Genomic DNA, 1,985 nt, shown 5'->3' with positions numbered 1-1,985 from the left:
CCCGTATGCGGAATGTCTAGAGCTTCCACTGCAGATTTTTTCGCCCAAGGGAAGCGGCGATCCGGGCGCCGATCAGCCCGCGGACGCCTCGGGTTCCCACATCTACTGCGGTGTTGGTGGGCCAGTAGCCACTCAGGGGTGCCGGCCTGATGAGCCTGCGCAGCACCGCCCCTGATCGCATCCCGGTCATGGACCCGCCCGGCCTCCAGGACGGATGGACCGGAGGCCGGGCGGGGTTCTAGATTCCACAGCTGGTCACCGCAAGACCGGGAGGTGACCGCAGACCATCGTAGGTATCTCCACCTCGACCGGGACTGCCGCCACGCCGATACACCCGGACCTACCCTCCCCGTTCGGAAAACGATGGCCTAGCGCGGCGTCGCTACGAGATATCAACTCCTCCTGTGGTGCAACCGGGAGACGGTGGGAGGAGGCACAGCAGGAGAGCTGCGATGAAGTTCAGGGCCCCGGCCGACCCGCTGGAAGAGCCGGTCTCTGCGACCGGGGCGGCTGGAGCGTCGTGGACGGGGAGCGGCGCGGCCACCGCCTGTCCGGCTCCGATGGTCAATGCCATGGCAATGCCAACTGCCGCAATGAGAGTGCGCATGCGGGAAACCCTTCGATCGGGCGTGCGGCCGAACATCTCGGCCCACCGCCGGAGAGTTAATCATTTCCATTTCAAAACATCTGGCGGATTTCGCGTGCACTGCACTGACACACAGCGCATACCAACAGGTCGGCCTTCTCAACCGGTCGGTGCCCCGATCGTGGCCTCTTGATGATGAGGCCGTTACGGCCCATGTGGTCCGGTCGATGGAGGCGCGGGGCCGCGTTTTGTCAGCTGGCCGAGCCTGTGGGGAATAGGTTCGAGGATCCGGTGTCGCCGACCTTCGTGATGTCGACGGTGATGGTTTTGGTCGATGCGCCCTGGGTCGCGGTGAAGGTATAGGTGCCCGTGGTGGTGGGCGTCCAGTCGTATGCCAGCCAGGTGTTGCCGTTGTCGTTCCTCGCGACCACGCGGCCGTTGAGGGTCAGTGATGCGGGGGTGTGCTGGTCATCACCTACCAACATGGCGCTGACCAGGCAACCTTTCCCCGTGGTGATGCAGGGGACGAGGTTGCCTACGTCGGGGTTGCCGATCTGGGTCACGGCGGTGAAATCGCCGATTGCCGCCAATGCCGGGGGCGCAAGGAGTGCGGGGAAGAACAGTGCGCCTGCGGCGATCGCGGTCAGGGGTGCCAGTCGACGAGCAGCCGCGCCGGTGAACCGATACCTTCTTTCACCCGCTGCCCAGGCCGATCTGGAACAGATCTTCGATTACACGCGCGAGCTCTGGGATGCCGGACAGGCCGAGGCATACCTGCGAGAACTGCAGCGCGCGATCGAGCGCGTCGCCGCGAACCCGCGGATCGGACGGGCCTGCGACGAGATCCGCCCCGGCTATTTCAAGCTGACGACGGGGTCGCACGCGCTATTCCTCCGCCTCGCCGCCGGGCACATCGTCGATGTCGTGCGGATCCTGCACCAGCGCATGGACATCGACCGCCACCTGTGACGCCAGACTGGCGACCCCGACCTTGCCCCGGAAACCAGGAAGGCGCTTCGCGTCCCTTACGCGAAGCGCCTTTCGGGATTGTGGGTTCCGGACTCGCCGAAAATCCAACGAAGTTCGGGATGTGTGCTGGTAGAGGGTGATCTGCTGGTTCCGGATGCGGCGTGGGGCGGGTGTTGTCGGCATCGGCGCCGATGAGATTGGTTGGGGCGCTGGAGGGCTGGGTTCGTGTCGGGGCAGACATCGCGGTCGGCGGCTGGATTCCCGCCACGCCCACCGGGAAACCGGTCACCGCAAGGGGCCAGAACCGACCACGGGCCCGGGAACACCACCCACACCCCCGACCCCAGCCCCAGGCGAGGCAGGAAACAAAAACTTCGCACACAATTTCCCTGCGTTTTTTCGACGCCGAATCCGAATAGCGGCGATTCCC

General features: G+C 65.2%; 2 protein-coding genes. One reads left to right on the top strand and one right to left on the bottom strand.

Features of this window, described 5'->3' with window-relative positions; all coding sequences use genetic code 11:
• Positions 1-837: 837 nt before the first annotated feature.
• Positions 838-1,071, bottom strand: coding sequence for a hypothetical protein (locus ON33_RS30945; protein WP_083869418.1), 234 nt, complete (start codon positions 1,069-1,071; stop codon positions 838-840).
• A gap of 190 nt (positions 1,072-1,261) precedes the next feature.
• Between ON33_RS30945 and ON33_RS43645 the strand changes: the two genes are divergently transcribed.
• Positions 1,262-1,555, top strand: coding sequence for a type II toxin-antitoxin system RelE/ParE family toxin (locus ON33_RS43645; protein WP_040862686.1), 294 nt, complete (start codon positions 1,262-1,264; stop codon positions 1,553-1,555).
• The last annotated feature ends 430 nt before the right edge of the window (positions 1,556-1,985 follow it).

This window comes from Nocardia niigatensis NBRC 100131 (genome assembly GCF_000308655.1).
Classification (GTDB): Bacteria; Actinomycetota; Actinomycetes; order Mycobacteriales; family Mycobacteriaceae; genus Nocardia; species Nocardia niigatensis.
This window is presented reverse-complemented; position numbering and strand designations above follow the sequence as displayed.

Bases quoted from the DNA above. Each gene is read 5' to 3' on its own strand.
- ON33_RS30945 (WP_083869418.1), bottom strand. From the start codon at position 1,071: ATGTTGGTAGGTGATGACCAGCACACCCCCGCATCACTGACCCTCAAC.